The organism is Pseudomonas helleri, assembly GCF_001043025.1.
In the GTDB taxonomy this organism is placed as follows: domain Bacteria; phylum Pseudomonadota; class Gammaproteobacteria; order Pseudomonadales; family Pseudomonadaceae; genus Aquipseudomonas; species Aquipseudomonas helleri.
The window spans coordinates 30,810-51,209 of sequence record NZ_JYLD01000018.1; the positions used below are offsets into that span (position 1 = coordinate 30,810).

The following is a 20,400-nucleotide window of genomic DNA, read 5'->3' on the forward strand; positions in this document are numbered from 1 at the left end:
CGGTCTTAAATGTCCAGCACTTCCATTTCGCCCAGCGCCTGGGCGATGGCAGTGACCGCTGCGTGCATGTCGATGGAACTGACGTGCCCGATACAGCCGACGCGGAACGTTTCGACTTGGGTCAATTTGCCGGGATACAGGATGAAACCCTTGGCCTTGACCCGTTCGTAGAACGTTTTGAAGTCATAGCGCGGGTCTTTGGGGGCATGGAAGGTCACGATGATCGGTGCCTGAATCGCTGCGGGCAGAAAGCTGCGCAACCCAAGCCGGGCCATGCCGTCGAGCAGTGTCTGGCAGTTGTTGGCGTAGCGTTTGTGCCGTGCTGGCAAGCCGCCTTCTTCGTTGTATTGCAACAAGGCTTCGTGTAGCGCGGCGACGACGTGGGTGGGCGGGGTGAAGCGCCATTGCCCGGTCTTGGCCATGTAGGCGTGCTGGTCTTGCAGGTCCATTGCCAGCGAATGGGCGTTGCCGGCAGCGTTGGCCAGTGATTCTTTGCGGGCGAAGACAAAGCCCATGCCCGGTACGCCTTCCAGGCACTTGCCGGAGGCTGCGATCAGCGCATCGAACGCGATTGTTTGTGCGTCGATGGGCAGGGCCCCGAAGGAACTCATGGCGTCGATGATCAGGCGTTTGCCGTGGCGGGCGATGACCGCCGCTATGTCTGACAGCGGGTTGAGGATCCCGGTGCTGGTTTCACAGTGAATCAAGGCGACGTGGCTGATACTCGGATCGGCCTTGAGCAGGCGCTCAACATCGGCGGCGGTGGTCGGTTGGTCTTCGGCGGTTTCAAAGATGCTGAAGCGGCGGGCGAGGACTTCGCAGATTTTTGCCAAACGCTTGCCGTATGCGCCATTGATCAGTACCAGGACATGGCCGTCGCGGGGCACCAGGGTACCCATCGCCGCTTCGACCGCGAACGTGCCGCTGCCCTGCAACGGTACGCAGTGGTGGGTCTCGCTGCCGTTGATGATCGCCAGCAATTGTTCGCACAAGCTGGCCGTCAACTGGTTGAAGCGGTCATCCCATGAACCCCAGTCGACCAGCATGGCCTGACGTGTGCGCAGCGAGGTCGTCAATGGGCCCGGGGTCAGCAGGATCGGCGCAGCAGGGGTCATTCTGGTTTCCTCACACACTTGGGATGGCAATTGATTACAGGGCATACGTTGCAGTTTGCGTTTCTATCAATCAAATTGTTTATTGTTATCTCAGCTATCGGTCAGACTTATACCTATGAATTTATTCCAGCTTCGTGCGTTTGATGCAGTGGCCCGTGAAGGCAGTTTTACAAGGGCTGCGGCGCGCTTGTTTATCAGCCAGCCAGCGGTGACCGGGCATATCAAGGCGCTGGAGGAGCACTACCAAATCACCTTGCTGCGACGCACGGCACGGCGTGTGGAGCTAACGGAAGAGGGTACCCGGCTGGCGGCCATCACCCGTGCCATGTTCGGCTTGGTGGATGAGGCGCAGGTGTTGCTGGAGGCTAATCGCCAGCTTCTGACCGGGCGACTGGAGGTGGCCGCCGACGGTCCGCACATGGTGATGCCGATGCTGGCGAGCCTGCGTGCGCGGTATCCGGGGATTACCGTCAATTTGCGCCTGGGCAATGCCCAGGAAACCTTGAACGCGCTGTTGTCCGAGCACGTTGATGTGGCAGTGCTCACCGAGGTCGAGCCGCGCAAAGGGCTGACTTTGCGGGCCCTGCAAGAGTCGCGGATTTGCGTCCTGGTGCCGGCCAGTCACCCGTGGCTGGGGCTGGGGCTGGCGCAGGGTGTGGATATTGCGCAACTGGATCAGGTCATCATGGTGTTGCGCGAGCCGAGTTCGATTACCCGACGCACCTTTGATCAGGCCTGCGACCGTGCGGGCGTCAATCCGCGGGTGTTGCTGGAGCTGGACAGTCGTGAAGCCGTGACCGAGGCGGTGGCGGCGCAATTGGGGATAGGCATTGTGTCGTCAGCAGAAGTCAGCCACGACCCGCGGGTAGGGGCTGTTCCGATCAACGGTGCAGGCTTGGTAAACCGCCATATGCTCGGCTGCATGGAGCGCCGCGTAGAGCTGCGGCTGATCAAAGCGTTTATGGAGCTTGCAGCCTAAATTGGATTTTTTGGTCGATTGACGACTTTCAGCCGTATAAACTTGCATCCATTCGACGGCCAAGCCGCCGCGACACACCCGATTGAGAGATGAGTAATGGGCGCACAGTGGAAGGTTAAACACAAAGCGGAAGCCGCAAACAGCCGCGGCAAGATTTTCGGCAAGTTGGCCAAGGAGCTGACAGTAGCAGCCCGTAACGGTGCTGACCCGGACATGAATTCGCATTTGCGCCTGGTCTATGAGCAGGCCAAAAAAGCCTCGATGCCTGCCGATACCATCAAGCGTGCCATCAACAAAGGTGCCGGTATCGGTACTGAAGCGGTGCAATACACCCGCGTGACCTACGAAGGTTTCGCCCCGCATCAGGTGCCGTTGATTGTTGAGTGCCTGACTGACAACGTTAACCGTACTGTTGCTGAAATTCGTGTGGCATTCCGTAAGGGCCAGTTGGGCGCTTCGGGTTCGGTGGCATGGGACTTTAACCATGTAGGCCTGATCGAAGCCAAGCCGGACACAGCCGATGCTGATCCTGAGATGGCGGCTATCGAAGCTGGCGCCCAGGATTTTGAAGAAGGCGAAGAAGAAGGCACCACCTTGTTCATCACTGAAACCACTGACCTGGATGCGGTGCAGAAGGCACTGCCTGAGCAGGGTTTTACGGTGTTGTCGGCCAAGTTGGGTTACCAGGCGAAGAACCCGGTGACCAGCCTGACTGAGGAGCAAATGGCTGAAGTCCAGGAGTTCCTGGCCAAGCTTGAAGAGCAGGACGACGTGCAGGACCTGTTCGTAGCCTTGGCATAAATCCCGGTTGTGCTCGGCTCGCGATCTTTTAAATCATCAAAAGATCGCGAGGCAAGCTCGCTCCTACAGGAGGGTGGTGGGGCCTTCAGGCCAATGCCTGGCTGATGGCAGCGAAATCCGGGCGGGCCAATACGTCAGGTTGAGTGCACCGCTGCTGCAAATCCTTCCACTTCGCGTGTTGTTGATCGCTCATGTCTGAGTCGATCCGCTCCAGCAATTCCCCCAGCAAAATCCCGAATGCACGGACTTCAATGCGTTGCAGGGCACGGCTCTGCGGGCTGTTGTCGAGGGCGTGAAAGCACGCCGCGCCAAAGTCGCCAAGCAGGCAGTCACCTTCGTGGCTGTACAGAATATTGTGCGCGTATAAATCGCCATGGCAGATGCCTTGCGCATGCAAGTGATCTGCTGCCGAGGCGATACCGCGGGCAATACGCAAGGCGCTGTCGTAGGTGAAGCGGGTGGCGGGGGCATAGACGTCGCGACTGCAGGTGTCGAAGCTGGGCAGGGCGGCCAGGTTCATGAACGACGGGTCGATCAGCTCCATGACCAGGCCAGCGGTTTGCTCGGGGTGCCCCGTCACGCGGCCCAGAACCTTGATCAGGTTGGGATGCTGGCCGGCGGCAATGCAGGCATTCATTTCATTGAGCGGCGAACCATCGCTGGTCATGCTGCCTTTGTACAGCTTGACCGCAACCGCGTGTGCCGGTTGGCCAGGAGCGTTCCATTGCGCCTGGTGAATGATCCCGGACGCGCCTTCGCCCAGTTTTTGCCCCAGCTCAAGGTGCGACCACTCGATGTCGGGGGTGTTATCGGCTTCTCGCAGGGCGCTGGCGTCTTCACGCAACGGATTTCCTGCGTAGGCCAGCCAGCTCAAGCCCGGCAAGGCCAGCACGGTCTCAGGCAGTTCGGTGAACTGGTTGGCTGCCAGACGGATCAGTTCCAGACGCTCACACCGGGCCAAGCTGGCCGGTAACGTTTGCAGGCGGTTGCCGGCCAACATCAGCTTTTGCAGCAAGGGCCGCTGGCCCAGTTCGTCGGGCAACTGCTGGATGCGGTTATCCGTGAGGATCAGCCAACGCAACAACGGCGGCAATGCTGCGCCAGGGACGTGCTCGATCTGATTGGCCTTGAAGCCGATCATGCTCAGTTTCGCGCATTGCCCCAGGCAGGCGGGCAGTTCAGTGAACTGGTTGTCCGAGCAAAACAGAATGCGCAGATGGCTCAGGCGGTGCAGGTCCTCGGGTAAGCGGCTGAGGGCGTTGCCACTCAAATTGAGGATCTCCAGGGTTTCAGCCAACTGGAAAATTTCGGGTGGGAATTCAGTCAGCCCGCACGACAGATCCAGACGTTTAAGACCGACCAATTGGCCGGCGCGCAGTTTAGCGAGGGTATCCATAAGCAGGCGGTGTGTACTCGTGCACGTAAAAGAAAAAGTGGCTCAACGCAGCTCGCGAACCATGTCTGACAAGGTGCTCAGCACACTCTTGCCCAATTGCATGGAGCGCTTTCCAGACCAGCCGGTGATCGGGTCCGGTGCATTGTTGTGGTCCTTGAAGGGCATCTCAAGGGTTAGCGACAAGCAGCCAAAGCGGTCACCCACGCTGTTGCAGGCCAGGGTCATATTGGCTTGGCCGGGCTCGTCGCGGGTGTAGCCATGTTCGGTCTGAAAGTCGGGAGTCAGCTTGCTCAGGTGGCTGCGAAAACGCTCTTCTAGGGTGGCCTGGCGTTCGGTGTAGCTTGGGTTGCCTTCACACCCTGCGGTGAACACGTAGGGGATTTCTTCGTCGCCGTGAATGTCCAGAAACAGGTCGACACCGTAGTGCTTCATCTGCTCCAGGGCGAAGAATACTTCAGGGCTGACATCGCGCTCGGTATGTTGCCAGGCGCGGTTTAAATCCTGACCATTGGCATTGGTTCGCAAGTGCCCGTGAAACGCGCCGTCCGGGTTCATGTTCGGGATCAGGTACAGATCGGCGAAGTCCAGCAACTTTCGTAGCTGTGGGTCGCTGCCCTGTTCAAGGCGTTCAAGAATGCCCTGCATAAACCATTCGGCCATATGCTCGCCGGGGTGTTGCTGGGCGATGATCCAGATCTTGCGCTTGTGGCAGCCGCCGGTGCCTTTGCGCAATAGGGGTATATCGCGTCCTTCGACGCTTTTGCCGACGGCCAGTACCTCACAGCCAGACCACTGCAACGCGTTTTTGATCAACTCGTCGTGGCGTGCACGGCTGTAGGGTTCGAAGTAAGCAAACCAGACCTGTGGTTGCTCTGCTTTCAGGCTGAAGGTCAGCGCAGTGCCGTCGAACTCAGTCGGGACGCGAAACCAGTTCTCGTGATCGTAGGACGCCACCGCTTGATAGCCATCCCAGGCTTTTTTGTAGGACGACTGGCTGGCGTTACCTAATTCGAAACGATGGGTCTGACCAATTTGCAGGCCATCGACCTTGAAATGAAACCACTGGAAATGTGCGCTCCGGGTGTCGGGTTTAATCGCCAGCCGTACATGCAGCGGATTGCTGGCATCCAGCACCTGGATATTGCCACTGTCAAAGTCACTGGTGATATGAAGTGCAGAGGGCGCCACGGTCATCGTCCAAATCCTGGAATCAGATAATTGTGGTCGCTACTTTACCTTGCAACCGCAATGGGCCAATACGCAATTTTGGAAAGGGGAGGAGAGGACAACGGGGGGGCGTCATCCTTGACGCCGCGCGAGAATAGCGTTTTTGAGAGTGATTCTCAAGTTCAAAATCGCTATTACGGCTAAGGTATTGGGTAATAAGCTTCCGCTGGTCAATATTCTTTTGCTATCATCGCCGGCATCGTAGCGGCCACCGAAAAAAACCGGCCGCACACAAGACTTCATTAGCCTGAAGCACGCTGAGCCAGATAACTGGCCGCAAAAAAAAGACCCGGCCATAAGCCGGGTCAAATAACCGTGATTAGCCTGATGAGGAGATAATTCGAAGACCGACCTAAGGTCATTTGAATTATCGACTGATCTCGCGACCAGTTGCTTGCAATAGTAATCATTATCATTTGCAAGTCAAACGATTTTCCTCACTTTTTCGACATTTATTTTTCCTTTCTCCTACAAAGGCTCTGGCTCGCTGATTTACCAATCAAGCGACTGGGCATCTTTTTGGCTGTTTTAGCTACCGATTGGTCAGTTTTTGCACATCCAGGGCCTTGTCCAGGAGCTGTTTGGCTGACTCGATAAAAAATGCCAGTGCCAGAAACTGATCGCGATGCGCACCCTGATGGGTGTCTGCTGCGCTATGCACCATGCTCACCCCGCATCGCAAGTATTCGCAGGCAGTGACCATGGCTTCTTCCTGGCTCACGTCATCACTCACAACGAACACTTTCTTCTCTTGAGGCGGCTGAGAAACAGCTGGTTTCAAATAATAGTCGAGTGCGCGCTGGGTGGCGGCGTCGTCTTTTAGCGCTTCAAGCTCAATATCGAGCTCAGTTTCCGGCGTGATTTTTGTTATGGAAGTCATGATTTACCTGCGTTTCTGAGATTAATCGGATCAGCCGGAGTCAGATTAGTACAATAAGTATTTTGAGCATTGGTTTAAATAATACGGAATGTGTATTGTTGCTCGGAATTCAATCCGTATTGTTCGGCCAATGGATAAATGGATCGCTTTAGTCAGAACCAAATTGCGCGAGCAAAAACTCACGCAAGAGAAACTCGCCGAACGCGTTGGCGCTTCCCAAGGGGGCGTTGGGCATTGGCTCAATAAACGCCGTCAGCCCGACCTGCTCACGATGAACAAAGTGCTGCACGCCTTGGGGCTGGAGCACCTGGAAGTCGCCTTGGTGATTCGTGGACGCAATGAGGCGGCGAATGACCCGAGCGTTGACGAACCCACCTACGACATAACGTCTGCATTCCGTTATCCCGTCAGTGACTGGGCGACGGCAGGCCAGATTAACGAGAAAGTGCTGCCGGGTTATCAGCCGGGCATCCGTTTTGAGGTCAGCGACCATTACGCCAAAGGGGCGGCATTCTGGTTGCAAGTGATGGGGGATGCGATGACAGCCCCAATGGGCGTCAGTGTTCCGCAAGGCATGATGATTCTGGTGGATCCGGATATCGAAGCAGAACCCGGCAAAATGGTGATTGCCCGTACGCCTGAGTTGACCGAGGCGACATTCAGGCAGCTCAGCGAAGAAAGCGGCCAGCTTTACCTCAAGCCGCTGAACCCGACTTACCCGAAAGTGTTGTTTGATGAGCGTTGCTCGATTATCGGGGTGGTGGTGCAGGCCAGCACCAAATTTTGAATAACACCCGGCACAGGCCCGGAAAAAAGCGGATACCGTTGCCGGTATCCGCTTTTTTTATTCCATTTCGATCAGTGCGGTTCCCTCGCTGACCATTTCCCCTTCCTCGCAGAACAACGCCTTGATGACGCCCGCCTGGGGGGCTCGCAGGCTGTGCTCCATTTTCATTGCTTCTAGCACTACGAGTTGCGCGCCGGCCTCGACCGTCTGGCCTATTTCTACCAGCACGCGTACCACGCTGCCATTCATGGGCGCTGTCAGGCCCCCTTGCTGGCCGTGGCTGGCACTGACGGCTGCAATAGGGTCGTAGAGGCTGACGCTGTGGACTTCGCCTTGCCAGCGCATGTACAGCGTGTCGGCGTGACGAATGGCCAGGTGTTGACGGCGTATCCCGTCGTGCTCGATCACCAACTGTTCGTTGTGCAAGGTGGCCTTGGGTTCACCTAGGCTGACCGCGTGGCGTTCATCACCGGCGCTCAAGACCAGCAGGGTTTTAGCCGGCAGGCCGCTGCGAAAGCCCGTGTGCAAGGCCCAGGGTGACGTCGGGTCATCGTTGCGCGGCTCAGGGGCCAGGCTTTGCTGGAATGCTTGAGCGGCGGCCTGCCAAAAGGCGCCGGGCAACGGTTGGGCAGGCGGCAGCAGTTGCGCCTGATAACGCGGGATAAACCCGGTGTCCAGTTCGGCTGCGGCAAAGGCCGGATGGCCGATGATGCGGCGCAGGAAGCTCAGGTTGGTTTTCAAGCCACCAATGGCGAACTCATCGAGCATCGCCAGCAAGCGCAAGCGGGCTTGTTCACGGTCTTCGCCCCAGGCAATCAGCTTGCCGAGCATCGGGTCATAAAACGGTGACACTTCATCGCCTTCGCTGACACCGCTGTCTACCCGGCGTCCCGTCCCGGCTGCTGACTCGCGGTACACCTGGAGGCGACCGGTTTGCGGGAGGAAGTCATTGCTCGGGTCTTCAGCATACAAACGCACTTCAATCGCGTGCCCGCGTAACGGCACTTGCGCCTGGGTGATTGGCAAGGCTTCGCCGCGTGCCACCCGGATTTGCCAGTCCACCAGGTCCAGGCCGGTGATGGCCTCAGTCACCGGGTGTTCGACTTGCAGGCGGGTGTTCATCTCCATAAAGAAGAATTCGCCACGGGCATCGAGCAAGAACTCCACGGTGCCGGCACCGACATAGCCGATGGCCTGTGCGGCGCGAACCGCAGACTCACCCATGGCGCGGCGTTGCTCTGCACTGAGGCCGGGGGCGGGGGCTTCTTCAACGACTTTCTGGTGGCGACGCTGAATCGAGCAGTCGCGTTCGTTAAGGTACAGGCAGTTGCCGTGCTGGTCGGCAAACACCTGGATCTCGACGTGCCGGGGTTTGAGCACATATTTTTCGACCAGCATCCGCGCATCGCCAAACGAAGACAGTGCTTCACGCTGAGCAGAAGCCAGGGCGTCGGCCAGTTGGCTGACGTCCTCGACCACTTTCATGCCCTTGCCACCGCCACCCGCCGTGGCTTTTAGCAGCACCGGGTAGCCGATACGCTCGGCGGCAACGCGGAAGGTTTCCAGGTCTTGCGCTTCGCCGTGATAGCCCGGCACCAACGGCACACCGGCTGTTTCCATCAAGGCTTTGGCGGCGGACTTGCTGCCCATGGCATCAATGGCCGAGGCGGGCGGCCCGAGAAAAATCAGCCCGGCGGCTTCAATCGCACGGGCAAAGCCCGCGTTCTCGGACAAGAAGCCATACCCCGGATGGATCGCTTGCGCGCCGCTGGCCTGGGCGGCGGCAATGATCTTGTCGATTTTCAGGTAGCTGTCGGCGGCCTTACTGCCACCCAGATCCACACAGATATCAGCTTCGCGACAATGCCGCGCATCGCGGTCAGTGCTGCTGTGCACAGCGACTGTGGTGAGGCCCAGCGCCTTGGCGGTGCGCATGACCCGGCAGGCGATTTCACCGCGGTTGGCGACCAGTAACGAAGTAATCAGAGGGGCGCTCATGAACGCGGCTCCTGGGTCGATGTGTCTGTTTGCCAGCGGGGCGTGCGTTTTTGCAGAAAAGCCCGTAAGCCTTCCTGGCCTTCGGGGCTGACCCGGATCCGGGCAATTGCGTTTTCGCAGTAGCGGCGAATGGCGGGCGTCGGCGCGCCGTGGCTGACTTCGCGCAGCAAGTCCTTGCAGGCGCGCATGGCCTGCGGGCTGTTGAGTAACAGGTTGTCGACCCAATGGTCGATCTGCTGCTCCAGCTCGGCCAGCGGGTAGCATTCTGCAAGCAGCCCCAGTTCACGGGCGCGCAGCCCACTGAAGCGCTCGGCGGTCAGGGCAAAACGGCGGGAGGCGCGTTCGCCAATCGCTTGCACGACAAACGGGCTGATAACGGCCGGGGCCAGGCCGATGCGCACTTCAGACAAACAAAACTGCGCATCCTCGGCACCAATCGCCATGTCGCAGGCGCTGATCAAACCCAAGGCACCGCCATACGCGGCGCCTTGCACCACTGCCAAGGTCGGGATTTTCAGTTTGGCCAGGTTGTACATCAACTCGGCCAGGTGCCGCGCATCATCCAGATTGGTGTTGTAGTCGAGTTCGGCCGATTGTTGCATCCAGGCCAGATCGGCCCCGGCGCTGAAATGCTTGCCGCGTCCGCGCAGCAGCAGAAAGCGCAGCGTGCCATCGCTCTGAATCTTGTCGAGCGCGACGATCAGTTCCTGGATCATTTCGGCGTTAAAGGCGTTGTTCTTCTGCTCGCGACTCAACCACAGGGTGGCGAAACCCCGAGGGTCGGTGTGCAGTTCAAGGGTGTTGAAGTCGTTCATGTGCGTCAGTCCTTTCATCGCATTACATGCGGAACACGCCGAAACGCGTGGCTTCGATGGGCGCGTTCAACGCTGCCGACAAGCCCAGCGCCAACACCTCTCGGGTTTGCGCCGGATCAATCACACCGTCATCCCACAGCCGGGCACTGGAGTAGTAGGGGTGGCCCTGATGTTCGTATTGATCGAGGATCGGCTGCTTGATCTCGGCTTCTTCTTCGCGGCTGAACACCAGCCCGTTGCGTTCGGCCTGCTCGCGCTTGACCTGCACCAGCACCCCGGCGGCTTGCTCGGCGCCCATCACGCCGATGCGAGCGTTTGGCCACATCCACAAAAAACGCGGGTCGTAGGCGCGTCCGCACATGCCGTAGTTACCGGCGCCAAAACTGCCGCCGATGATCACGGTGAATTTGGGGACTTTGGCGCAAGCCACCGCCGTCACCAGTTTGGCGCCGTGCTTGGCGATACCGCCCGCTTCGTATTTTTGCCCGACCATAAAGCCGGTGATGTTTTGCAAAAACACCAATGGGATGCCGCGCTGGCAGGCCAACTCAATAAAGTGCGCGCCTTTTTGTGCCGCTTCGGCAAACAAGATGCCGTTATTGGCCAGGATCGCTACCGGGTAGCCGTGCAAATGAGCAAAACCACAGACCAGCGTGGTGCCGAACAGCGCTTTGAACTCATCGAATACCGAGCCGTCCACCAGCCGCGCAATGACTTCGCGCACATCAAAAGGCTGTTTGGCATCGGCCGGGACGATGCCGTACAGCTCGTCCTTGGGATACAGCGGCGCCAAAGGGCTGCGGTAGTTCAACTGGCCCAGCTTGCGCCAGTTAAGGTTGGCCACACTGCGGCGGGCCAGCGCCAGGGCATGCTCGTCACTGTCAGCGTAATGGTCGGCAACGCCGGACACCTTGCAGTGCACGTCGGCACCACCCAGATCTTCAGCGCTGACCACTTCGCCGGTGGCCGCTTTTACCAGGGGCGGCCCGGCCAGGAAAATCGTCGCTTGCTGGCGCACCATAATCGCTTCGTCAGCCATGGCCGGCACATAGGCGCCGCCTGCGGTGCACGAGCCCATCACCACGGCGATTTGCGGAATGCCGGCCGCGCTCATGTTGGCCTGATTAAAGAAGATCCGGCCAAAGTGCTCGCGATCCGGGAACACTTCATCCTGACGCGGCAGGTTGGCGCCGCCCGAGTCCACCAGATAAATGCACGGCAAGCGGTTTTGTTCGGCAATCGTCTGCGCGCGCAGGTGCTTCTTTACCGTCAGCGGGTAGTAAGAACCGCCTTTGACCGTGGCATCGTTCGCCACAATCATGCATTCAACCCCTTCGACCCTACCAATGCCGGCGATGATTCCTGCTGCCGGAACGTCTTCGCCGTACACGCCATAGGCAGCCAACTGACTGAGTTCCAGAAAGGCCGAGCCCGTGTCCAGCAACCGGTCAATCCGCTCGCGGGGCAGCAACTTGCCACGTGAGGTGTGGCGCTCTTGTGCCTTGGCGCCGCCGCCTTGCTGCACCTGCTCAAGCAAAGCGTGCAGGGCGTCGACCTGTTTGAGCATGGCCTCGTGGTTGGTCGCGAACTCCGCAGAGCGCGGGTTGATGGTCGTATGCAAGATGGACATACGTGCGCTCCTCAGCGGGTTTCGTTAAACAGTTCGCGACCAATCAACATACGGCGGATTTCACTGGTGCCCGCGCCGATCTCATAGAGCTTGGCGTCACGCAGCAGGCGCCCGGCAGGGAATTCATTGATGTAGCCGTTACCGCCCAGAATCTGGATCGCGTCGAGGGCCATTTGCGTGGCGCGCTCGGCGCTGTACAAGATCACCCCGGCGGCGTCCTTGCGCGTGGTTTCGCCGCGTTCGCAGGCAGCCGCCACCGCGTACAGATAAGCGCGGCTGGCATTGAGCTGGGTGTACATGTCGGCCACCTTGCCCTGGATCAGCTGAAACTCGCCGATGCTCTGGCCAAACTGTTTGCGGTCGTGGATGTACGGCACCACCAGGTCCATGCACGCCTGCATGATCCCGGTCGGGCCGCCCGAGAGCACGACGCGCTCGTAATCGAGACCGCTCATCAACACTTTGACGCCTGCGTTGAGGGTGCCCAGGAGGTTTTCTTCCGGCACTTCAACGTCGTCGAAAAACAGTTCGCAGGTGTTCGAACCGCGCATGCCGAGCTTGTCGAAATGGGTGCTGCGGCTGAAGCCTTTCCAGTCACGCTCAACAATAAAAGCGCTGATGCCGTGTGGGCCTTTTTCCAGGTCGGTTTTGGCGTAGATCACATACGTGTTGGCGTCCGGGCCGTTGGTGATCCAGGTTTTGCTGCCGTTAAGGACGAAATGATCACCGCGCTTGTCGGCGCGCAGCTTCATCGACACCACGTCAGACCCGGCATTGGGCTCGCTCATGGCCAGGGCGCCAATGTGTTCGCCGCTGATCAACTTGGGCAGGTATTTGAGTTTTTGCGCGTGGCTGCCGTTGCGGTTGATCTGGTTGACGCACAGGTTGGAGTGCGCCCCGTACGAAAGGGCCACCGACGCCGAGCCGCGGCTGATTTCTTCCATGGCGACCACGTGCGCCAGGTAGCTCAGGCCAGTCCCGCCGTATTCTTCCGGCACGGTGATGCCCAGCAGGCCCATGTCACCGAACTTGCGCCACATGTCGGCGGGGAACAGGTTGTCTTTGTCGATTTGCGCCGCGCGGGGGCTGAGTTCATCAGCCACAAAGGCTTGTACCTGATCGCGCAGCATGTCGATGGTTTCGCCCAGGGCGAAGTTCAAAGTCGGGTAGCTCATGGGGCACCTTGGTCATTGTTCTTATAAACGGCGTTAACAGCATCGCCATGGGTAAGCTTTACGTTAACGTAAACTTGGCAATGAATGCTGTCAATGACCTTTACGTTAACGTCAACTTGGTTCAGAGTAATTGCTATTCTGCACAGAGGGAATGCGTGAGTGCGCGTCTTCCCCATGCTCCCAAAACAATCACAAGAGGAGTTGTCATGAAGCCGCAATCTGTCCCCAGTTACAGCCAGGGCGCGCTGGACAAGCCGTTGCTGGCGATGACCATCGGTCAGGCGTTCGATCAAACCGCTGCCCGCTACCCCGACGGTGAAGCGTTGGTGGTGCGCCATCAGCAGCAGCGTTACAACTGGGCGCAGTTGGCTCAGGCCGTTGACCTTCACGCCAGGGCCTTTCTGGCGTTGGGCATGCAGGCGGGCGACCGGTTGGGCGTGTGGGCGCCTAACTGTGCCGAGTGGTTTATCTGCCAGTTTGCCAGCGCAAAAATTGGCGTGATTCTGGTCAACATCAACCCGGCCTATCGTTTGTCCGAGCTTGAATACGTGCTCAAACAATCAAAGTGCCAGTGGCTGGTGAGTGCGAGCACGTTCAAGACCTCGAACTACCACGCGATGCTCCAGGAGTTGCTGCCTGAGCTTGAAGGGCAGGCGGCCGGGCAACTCAACAGCGAGCGTTTTGCAGACTTGCGCGGGGTGATCAGCCTCGATGCACAGCCGCCCGCAGGGTTCTTGCCCTGGCCGCAACTGGCCACATTGGGCAGCGGCGTTGCAGTGCAGCAACTCTACGCACGACAGGCCAGCCTTCAGCCCGACCAGCCGGTGAACATTCAGTACACCTCTGGCACCACGGGCTTTCCTAAAGGTGCGACGCTCAGTCACCGCAATATTCTCAATAACGGTTACATGGTTGGCGAAAGCCTGGTGCTGACGGCCGCTGACCGGCTGGTGATACCGGTGCCGCTGTATCACTGCTTTGGCATGGTGATGGGCAACCTGGGGTGCGTGACCCACGGCACCACCATGATTTACCCGGGCGACGCCTTTGACCCCACACTGACCCTGCAAGCCATCGCCGAAGAGCGGGCTACAGCGCTATACGGGGTGCCCACCATGTTTATTGCCTTGCTCGATCACCCCGAGCGCGCCGGCTTTGACGTGTCGAGCCTGCGTACCGGGATCATGGCCGGCGCCACCTGTCCGATAGAAGTGATGCGCCGCGTGATCAGCGAAATGCACATGGGCGAGGTACAAATTGCTTATGGCATGACTGAAACCAGCCCGGTGTCCATGCAGACCGGGCCGGATGATGATCTGGAATTACGCGTGACCACCGTAGGGCGTACCCAACCGCACCTGGAGAACAAGCTGATCGACGCCGAAGGCAATATCGTCGCTCGCGGTGAGGTGGGTGAACTGTGCACCCGTGGTTACAGCGTGATGCTGGGTTACTGGAACAACCCGCAAGCGACCCGCGAAGCTTTGGACAGCGAAGGGTGGATGCACACCGGTGACCTGGCAGAGATGAATGAGCAGGGCTATGTGCGCATTGTCGGGCGTAACAAGGACATGATTATTCGGGGCGGCGAGAACATTTACCCGCGTGAGCTGGAAGAGTTCTTTTTCACCCACCCTGCGGTGGCGGACGTGCAGGTTATCGGGATCCCGGATGAAAAATACGGCGAAGAGATTGTCGCCTGGATCAAATTTCACCCCGGCCACAGTGCTAACGAGCTTGAGTTGCAAACGTGGTGCAAGTCGCGCATCGCCCACTTCAAGACGCCACGACACTTCAAGTTTGTCGACGTCTTCCCGATGACCGTGACCGGTAAGATCCAAAAATTCAAAATGCGCGAAATCAGCATCCTGGAGATCAGAAAGGTCTAGGCCGCTGGTTTTATGTGGAACTCTGTTTGTCGTGGGAGCGGGCTTGCTCGCGAATGGGGCGGCGGTGTGCAACAAGCACACCGCGTTGGCTGAATCGCGAGCAAGCCCGCTCCCACAGAAACACAAACCCCGGAAAGCACAAAGGGGAGCCGAGGCTCCCCTTTAACGTGTCGTTGCGTGCTCTTTTTATTATTGAAGGGTGGTCTATTGTTGTTTTTGGAACTCACCCTTTGCTGCGTTTTTTAGCGATCCCCATCCGGGATCAAGAGCAAACGTATTTTTTTGAGCGCTGATCCACTTTTATCACTGGCTATCAAACCGGCGATCCAACCTGAACGGGTGCTACCTGAAGGTAGTTTTATTGTTCTCTGCCCGGTTGCGAGGTGGCTCTTGGCTCCCCGGAAAAGTAAACCTTCTCCAAAAAAATCTGTTAGCTGCGTCTCTGCCGTGTTGTTTTTGTTATGTCAGAGTCGTTTCGTATTGTTCTTATTATGTTGCTGCGGTTTTTATTCTTGTTATGCCATAGAGATAGCAGGAGCCGTGCCAACTTTTAAAAATCCTTATAAATCAATGGCTTAAATTTTAGACAATAAAAAACCGGCCTGGATCAAGGCCGGTTTGTTTCCGTGTTACTCGTTTGTGTGAGGGGGCGGTAACACTAAGCCACACTTTTCAGCACTGGCGCGCCTTGGCGACCCGTGACCCGGTAACACGCCCCAGCACGCTGCAGATGTGCTGGCCTGCCAGTAACAGCTTGTCCATGTCGACCCCGGTTTCGATCCCTATGCCGTTGAGCATGTACAGCACGTCTTCGGTGGCCACGTTACCGCTGGCGCCCTTGGCGTACGGGCAGCCGCCCAGGCCTGCCACCGAGCTGTCGAACACATTGATCCCTTCGAGCAAGCTGGCGTAGATGTTGACCATGGCCTGGCCATAGGTGTCATGGAAATGCCCGGCGAGTTTGTCGCGGGGGACATAAGCCCCGACGGCTTCGAACATGGCACGGGTTGCCGAGGGCGTGCCGGTGCCGATGGTGTCGCCCAGCGACACTTCGTAACAGCCCATGGCGTACAGCTCTTTGGCCACGGCGGCAACTTGTTGCGCCGAAACCTGGCCTTCGTACGGGCAGCCCAGCACACAGGACACATAGCCGCGCACGCTGATGCCGTGTTGCCTGGCGGATTCCATGATGGGCACAAAGCGTTCCAGGCTTTCACTGATCGAGCAGTTGATGTTGCGCTGCGAAAACGCTTCGGATGCGGCGGCGAATACGGCCACTTCTTTAACCCCGGCGGCGACGGCGTCTTCGAAGCCGCGCATATTCGGCGTCAACGCCCCATAAACCACACCTGGCTTGTGCTGGATCTGCGCGAAGACCTCGGCGGAACCGGCCATTTGCGGCACCCATTTAGGCGACACAAAACTGCCGACTTCGATATAGCCCAGCCCGGCGTCGGTCAGGGCGTTCACCAACTGCACCTTGTCGGCCACGCTGATGGGCTGGGCTTCATTTTGCAAACCGTCGCGCGGGCCGACTTCAATCAGGCGCACATGGGTGGGAAATGTCATGGGGGGATCACCAGGGTTGTTATGTTTTAAGAGGCCGTCTGACTTTTTATCGTGTGTTCAAGCGCCTGGATACAGCGTTCTTCGGCCGTATCCAGTTCAAGTTGCATCTGCTGAATATCCAGCAACTGTTGCTCCAGCTGTTCACGGCGCTCGGCTATTTTGGCCAGCATGCTGTTCAACTGTTTCTGGTTGCCGCTGGTAGGGTCGTAAAGCTCAATCAGTTCGCGACATTCGGCCAGCGAAAAACCGATGCGCTTGCCGCGCAAAATCAGCTTAAGGCTGACTTTGTCCCGCGCCGAATAGATCCGCTCCTGGCCTCGGCGTTCGGGGGCGAGCATGCCTTGTTCTTCGTAAAAACGAATGGCGCGGGTGGTGATATCAAGTTCGCGGGCAAGGTCGGAAATACTGTACGTCTGGCTGCTCATGGGCGGGCTCTGGAAGGATCATGCCGTTAAGCTAAAGGTTGGTTGACGTTTACGTCAAGCAAGCGCTGCGCCTCGGCTTTCTTTTCCAGTGCCAATTGCTGTTGGCACACCTCGATCAACTGCTCACGCATCCAGCGGTTGGCGGGGTCTTGCTCGGTGCTTTCGTGCCAGTACAAGTGTGTTTCCACGCCCGGCAATTCGCTGATGGGCAGCGGCACAAAATGCAGGCCGTGCCGACGGGCAAAACGCTCGGGCACGGTCATGACCATGTCGGTTTGCTGCAAAACATTGGAGGCCATCAGGTAATGCTGGGAGCGCAGGGTGATTTTGCGTTGCAGGCCGATTTTGCCCAGTGCCAGATCCACCTGGCCGAGGCCGTTGCGCCGTGTCGAAATATGGATATGGGTCAGCGCCAGGTACTCGTCGAGGCTGATACTGGCCTTGCCCGCCAACGGGTGGCCCTGGCGCATGGCGCACACGTAACGGTCTTCCATCAACTTGATATGGCGTACTTGAGCGTCGGTGTTGAGCGGCGCATCGACGGCGAAATCCAGTCGTCCTGCCGCCAGGTCGCTGGTGGTCTCGCGGCGGTGGGCTAAAAAGCTTTCGATCACCACGGCCGGAGCATGTCGGCGCAAGCGCTGGAACAAGGGCGGCAAAATCACCGCTTCTGTCAGGTCGGTCATGCTGATACGGAACGTCTTGTTCGCCTGCAGAGGGTTAAACGTACGGCTTTCTTGCACCGACACCCGCAGCAGGGCCAACGCGCTGCGCACCGGGCTGATGATGTTCTGCGCCATGGGCGTGGGCACCATGCCTTGCGCCGTGCGCACAAACAGCGGGTCGTTAAAGGTTTCACGCAGCCGGGCCAGCGCGTTGGACACCGCTGGCTGGGTGATGCCAATGATTTGTCCGGCACGGGTCAGGTTGGCTTCGGTGTAAATGGCGTCGAAGACGATGAACAGATTGAGGTCGACCTTGCTCAGGTTCATGGCACTGGGCTCTTGTTGTTGGGGATGAGGCGATGGGCGCAATCATATATTGCTTATGAATGGTAATACACGTCGTTAATAGACAGCGCAAATGGAGAAGGGCTGATCTAGCATCACGGCAACGTCTATACACATTCACAGTAAAAGGTAGCCACCCATGGATTTCGCATACTCACCGAAAGTTCAGGCGCTGCGCGAACGCGTCACGGCGTTTATGGAGGCTTATGTCTATCCGGCCGAGGCGATTTTCGATCAGCAGGTGGCACAAGGTGATCGCTGGCAGCCGACGGCCATCATGGAAGAGCTCAAGCGCAAGGCCCAGGCAGAAGGCTTGTGGAACCTGTTTTTGCCGGAGTCGGAACTCGGCGCCGGGCTGACCAATCTGGAATACGCACCCTTGGCCGAGATCATGGGCCGGTCGATGCTCGGCTCGGAGCCGTTCAACTGCTCTGCACCGGACACCGGCAATATGGAGGTGCTGGTGCGTTACGCCAATGCACAGCAAAAACAACAGTGGCTGGAGCCGCTATTGCGTGGCGAGATTCGCTCTGCGTTCGCCATGACCGAGCCGGAGGTGGCCTCGTCCGATGCCACCAACATGGAGGCCCGTGCCGTGCGTGACGGCGATGAATGGGTGATCAATGGCCGTAAATGGTGGACATCCGGGGCCTGCGATCCGCGCTGCAAAATCATGATCTTCATGGGCCTCAGCAACCCTGAGAATGCCCGCCATCAACAGCACTCGATGATCCTGATCCCGGTCGATACCCCCGGCGTGAAAATTGTCCGCCCGTTGCCGGTGTTCGGTTACGACGATGCACCCCACGGTCACGCCGAGGTACTGTTCGAGAATGTGCGTGTACCGTACGAAAACGTCCTGCTGGGCGAAGGCCGGGGTTTTGAAATTGCTCAGGGCCGCCTTGGTCCGGGCCGCATCCACCACTGCATGCGCTCAATCGGCATGGCCGAGCGCGCGCTGGAACTGATGTGTCAGCGCTCGCTGCAGCGCACGGCGTTTGGTAAACCGCTGGCGCGTCTGGGCGGTAACGTCGACAAAATCGCTGACTCGCGGATGGAAATCGACATGGCGCGCCTGCTCACCTTGAAAGCGGCGTACATGATGGACACCGTGGGTAACAAGGTCGCGAAAAGCGAGATCGCGCAAATCAAGGTGGTTGCCCCCAACGTTGCATTGAAGGTGATCGACCGGGCGATCCAGATTCATGGCGGGGCAGGGGTCTCGCAGGATTTTCCGCTGGCTTATATGTACGCCATGCAGCGTACCTTACGTTTGGCGGACGGCCCGGATGAAGTGCACCGGGCGGCGGTTGGCAAATTCGAGTTGGACAAATACGCACAATCGCCGGGTTAATACACCCACACTTCAACCCGGCGATTCTTCAGACGGCCTTCATCTTCGGTGTTGGCCGCCACCGGCATTTGCGCACCGCAGCCGCGAATCTCACGCAGCACCACGCCACTTTTGACCAGTTCGCGGCGCACCGTCATTGCCCTGAGCTTTGACAGCAGTTGTGCGCGTTCCGGGTCATCCTTGGCATCCCCAAACCCTACCAGCGTCACCTGTTTGTTGAGTTTGTCGTGGGTTTTTAAATAGTCGACGACGCGGAGCAGATCCTGACGCGCCTTGTTGTCGAGGGTGGCGCTGCCTTCTTCAAAGCGAAAATTGACTGACAGGCGCTGGGCCTCACGGGTCAGCTCCAGGTATTCCTCGGGCATGTGCGCACCGGGCTGCACGTGGCTGGCCTGCACGGTTTGCGCGATAAAACCGTTTTGCGCGACGATGGCCTGGCCTTGGGCACTTTGGGTAAACGCCACCAGCGCCTTGGCCAGCGAGTTTTGGCTGGTGGGCGGCAGGTAAAAAAACAGGCGTCGCGACAGGGGGTAATCTTCACTGGCGATCAGGCTGTTGAGCGGCAGCATGGGCTGCGACGCGCCATCCACAATGGCCAGGGATTTAGCTTCGCGCACGTAGGGCAGGCCGATAAAGCCAATGGCGTGGGGGTCTTTGCTCACCGCATCGGACAGCGCTTCGCTGGACTCGAAACGCTGGGCCGTGCTGCTCAGCGGCCGACCGGCGCGGCTCAAGACCAACTCTTTAAAGGTATCCCAGGTGCCTGACTGATCATCCCGGGCATACAAATTAATCGAACCGCCCACGCCGCCCAGCGCTTCCCACGTGGTGATGTCGCCGTTGAACACTTTGGCCAGTTGCTCGGTGTTGAGTTTTTTCAGCGGGTTATGCGGGTGCACAATAATTGCCAGGCCATCGATGGCGATGACTTGCTCGGCTTCGGGGCTTTTTAGATCGCCGAGGGCCTCCAGTTCGACCAGCTCGCGGTCCTTGATCGGCCGAGACGAGGCCACCATGTCGGCTTGCCCTGCCTTGAGCGCACTAAAACCAGTACCGGAGCCGTGTGCGGACACATCGACACGGACCTGCTGGCCCAAGGTTTTGGTGGCGACGATGCTGTATTCGTTGGGGGGTATGACCGGGATGCTGTGAACATCATGAAAACCTTGCTCGATCAGCATGGCCGTCACCAATGCCGGGCCGAGATTGGCCCCGATGGTGTTAGAACCCTGGATGTGCAAATCCGCCGCAGGCCGGGCAAAGGCCAGAGGGGTGATTACACACAGCAGGATCAGTGACTTAAAGCGCAACATCAGCGGGCACCTTCCTGGAGCCATAGAATTGCCAGCA

At 58.5% G+C, this 20,400-nt stretch carries 17 protein-coding genes; 5 read left to right on the forward strand and 12 right to left on the reverse strand.

Annotation, left to right across the window (positions count from 1 at the left end):
* Positions 1–5: 5 nt before the first annotated feature.
* Positions 6–1,115 (reverse strand): 2-aminoethylphosphonate--pyruvate transaminase, encoded by a 1,110-nt coding sequence (locus TU84_RS22430; protein ID WP_048373073.1) that lies wholly within the window; start codon positions 1,113–1,115, stop codon positions 6–8.
* Between the two features lie 115 nt (positions 1,116–1,230).
* Here TU84_RS22430 and TU84_RS22435 point away from each other — a divergent pair, with 115 nt between their 5' ends.
* Positions 1,231–2,094 carry a LysR substrate-binding domain-containing protein gene (locus TU84_RS22435; RefSeq protein ID WP_048373075.1) on the forward strand — a complete coding sequence of 288 codons (864 nt, stop codon included), beginning with the start codon at positions 1,231–1,233 and terminating at the stop codon, positions 2,092–2,094.
* Between the two features lie 96 nt (positions 2,095–2,190).
* Positions 2,191–2,895 carry a YebC/PmpR family DNA-binding transcriptional regulator gene (locus TU84_RS22440; RefSeq protein WP_048373078.1) on the forward strand — a complete coding sequence of 235 codons (705 nt, stop codon included), beginning with the start codon at positions 2,191–2,193 and terminating at the stop codon, positions 2,893–2,895.
* An 85-nt stretch (positions 2,896–2,980) separates the two neighbouring features.
* Here the strand turns inward: TU84_RS22440 and TU84_RS22445 are convergent, their stop codons facing one another.
* The 3 genes from TU84_RS22445 to TU84_RS22455 form a co-directional block, all read right to left on the reverse strand.
* Positions 2,981–4,291 (reverse strand): protein kinase, encoded by a 1,311-nt coding sequence (locus TU84_RS22445; RefSeq protein ID WP_048373080.1) that lies wholly within the window; start codon positions 4,289–4,291, stop codon positions 2,981–2,983.
* Positions 4,292–4,333: 42 nt separating this feature from the next.
* Positions 4,334–5,485 carry a M14 family metallopeptidase gene (locus TU84_RS22450; protein WP_048373082.1) on the reverse strand — a complete coding sequence of 384 codons (1,152 nt, stop codon included), beginning with the start codon at positions 5,483–5,485 and terminating at the stop codon, positions 4,334–4,336.
* A 565-nt stretch (positions 5,486–6,050) separates the two neighbouring features.
* Positions 6,051–6,398, reverse strand: a complete 348-nt coding sequence (locus TU84_RS22455) for a DUF6124 family protein (protein ID WP_048373084.1) — start codon at positions 6,396–6,398, stop codon at positions 6,051–6,053.
* A gap of 130 nt (positions 6,399–6,528) precedes the next feature.
* Here TU84_RS22455 and TU84_RS22460 point away from each other — a divergent pair, with 130 nt between their 5' ends.
* Positions 6,529–7,185: a LexA family protein gene (locus TU84_RS22460; protein ID WP_048373087.1), complete on the forward strand. Its 657-nt coding sequence runs from the start codon at positions 6,529–6,531 to the stop codon at positions 7,183–7,185.
* Positions 7,186–7,242: 57 nt separating this feature from the next.
* Here TU84_RS22460 and TU84_RS22465 read toward each other — a convergent pair whose 3' ends face one another.
* Genes TU84_RS22465 through TU84_RS22480 form a run of 4 tightly spaced genes read right to left on the reverse strand, consistent with a single transcriptional unit; the run spans position 7,243 to position 12,803 of the window.
* Positions 7,243–9,183, reverse strand: coding sequence for an acetyl/propionyl/methylcrotonyl-CoA carboxylase subunit alpha (locus TU84_RS22465; protein ID WP_048373089.1), 1,941 nt, complete (start codon positions 9,181–9,183; stop codon positions 7,243–7,245).
* On the reverse strand, positions 9,180–9,998 hold the full coding sequence (locus tag TU84_RS22470) for a gamma-carboxygeranoyl-CoA hydratase (RefSeq protein ID WP_048373091.1): 819 nt from the start codon (positions 9,996–9,998) through the stop codon (positions 9,180–9,182). The genes TU84_RS22465 and TU84_RS22470 overlap by 4 nt, the downstream gene beginning before the upstream one ends.
* A gap of 22 nt (positions 9,999–10,020) precedes the next feature.
* Positions 10,021–11,628, reverse strand: a complete 1,608-nt coding sequence (locus TU84_RS22475) for a carboxyl transferase domain-containing protein (protein ID WP_048373093.1) — start codon at positions 11,626–11,628, stop codon at positions 10,021–10,023.
* An 11-nt stretch (positions 11,629–11,639) separates the two neighbouring features.
* Positions 11,640–12,803, reverse strand: a complete 1,164-nt coding sequence (locus tag TU84_RS22480; protein ID WP_048373095.1) for an isovaleryl-CoA dehydrogenase — start codon at positions 12,801–12,803, stop codon at positions 11,640–11,642.
* 206 nt (positions 12,804–13,009) lie between these two features.
* On the opposite strand from TU84_RS22480, the gene TU84_RS22485 reads away from it, so the two are divergent.
* Positions 13,010–14,692 (forward strand): AMP-binding protein, encoded by a 1,683-nt coding sequence (locus TU84_RS22485; RefSeq protein WP_048373099.1) that lies wholly within the window; start codon positions 13,010–13,012, stop codon positions 14,690–14,692.
* Positions 14,693–15,364: 672 nt separating this feature from the next.
* On the opposite strand, the gene TU84_RS22490 is transcribed toward TU84_RS22485, so the two are convergent.
* The 3 genes from TU84_RS22490 to TU84_RS22500 are packed head-to-tail and all read right to left on the reverse strand — an operon-like array spanning position 15,365 to position 17,678.
* Positions 15,365–16,261, reverse strand: a complete 897-nt coding sequence (locus tag TU84_RS22490; protein WP_048373100.1) for a hydroxymethylglutaryl-CoA lyase — start codon at positions 16,259–16,261, stop codon at positions 15,365–15,367.
* A 26-nt stretch (positions 16,262–16,287) separates the two neighbouring features.
* Positions 16,288–16,686, reverse strand: coding sequence for a MerR family transcriptional regulator (locus TU84_RS22495; protein ID WP_048373101.1), 399 nt, complete (start codon positions 16,684–16,686; stop codon positions 16,288–16,290).
* A 26-nt stretch (positions 16,687–16,712) separates the two neighbouring features.
* Positions 16,713–17,678 (reverse strand): LysR family transcriptional regulator, encoded by a 966-nt coding sequence (locus TU84_RS22500; protein WP_048373102.1) that lies wholly within the window; start codon positions 17,676–17,678, stop codon positions 16,713–16,715.
* Positions 17,679–17,835: 157 nt separating this feature from the next.
* Here TU84_RS22500 and TU84_RS22505 point away from each other — a divergent pair, with 157 nt between their 5' ends.
* Positions 17,836–19,050, forward strand: coding sequence for an acyl-CoA dehydrogenase (locus TU84_RS22505; protein WP_048373105.1), 1,215 nt, complete (start codon positions 17,836–17,838; stop codon positions 19,048–19,050).
* Here TU84_RS22505 and TU84_RS22510 read toward each other — a convergent pair.
* Positions 19,047–20,363 (reverse strand): substrate-binding domain-containing protein, encoded by a 1,317-nt coding sequence (locus TU84_RS22510; protein WP_048373107.1) that lies wholly within the window; start codon positions 20,361–20,363, stop codon positions 19,047–19,049. The two genes, TU84_RS22505 and TU84_RS22510, sit on opposite strands and share 4 nt — an antisense overlap.
* Positions 20,364–20,400 lie beyond the last annotated feature (37 nt).